The 740-nt window shown below is 67.2% G+C and carries 1 pseudogene; it reads right to left on the minus strand.

What is annotated here, in order from left to right:
* Nucleotides 1-85: 85 nt before the first annotated feature.
* Nucleotides 86-740, minus strand: a pseudogene (locus tag ABEB03_RS43670) (alpha-1,4-glucan--maltose-1-phosphate maltosyltransferase); the annotation flags it as partial.

A 740-nucleotide genomic window follows, 5' to 3' on the forward strand; every position in this document is an offset into this window, starting at 1 on the left:
TAGAAGACGGCGCGTTTGAACCAGTCGGGGTCGCGGTCCTTGGCCGGGGTGTCCTCGAACGTGTCCGGGACGGGCTCATTGACGATCATGTTGTGGGTGACCCTCCGATCTGCGGTGAGGACGGTCGCAGGACGGTGAGGATGTGCGCGGGGCTATGCCCGGGTTCCAGACGCACATAGTTGGCCCTGCCCCAGTGGTAGGTCTCGCCGGTGAGCTCGTCGCGCACCGGCACGGTCTCGTGCCAGTCCAGGCCGAGTCGCGGCATGTCCAACGAGACCGTGGCCTCCTGGGTGTGGTGGGGGTCGAGGTTGACCACCACCACAACCGTGTTCGAACCGCGTGCGTCCACGGCGGACTTCGAGAAGGCGATCACCGCGTCCTTGTCCGTGTGGTGGAAGTGGAGATCGCGCAACTGACGCAGCGCGGGACTGCGCCGCCTGACCGCGTTGAGCGCGCGCACCAATGGCGCGATGCTATGTCCGTTTCGCTCCGACGACTCCCAGTCGCGGGGCCGCAGTTGGTACTTCTCGGAGTCCATGTACTCCTCGCTGCCGGCCCGCAGCGGGGTGCTCTCGCACAGTTCGAACCCGCTGTAGATGCCCCAGGTGGGGGAGAGGGTGGCGGCGAGCACGGCCCGCAGCTCGAAGGCCGGACGGCCGCCGCGCTGGAGGAACTCGTGCAGGATGTCCGGGGTGTTCACGAAGAAGTTGGGCCGCATGTAGGAGGCGGTCTCGCCCGAC

The organism is Streptomyces siamensis (assembly GCF_039543605.1).
Classification (GTDB): Bacteria; Actinomycetota; Actinomycetes; order Streptomycetales; family Streptomycetaceae; genus Streptomyces; species Streptomyces siamensis.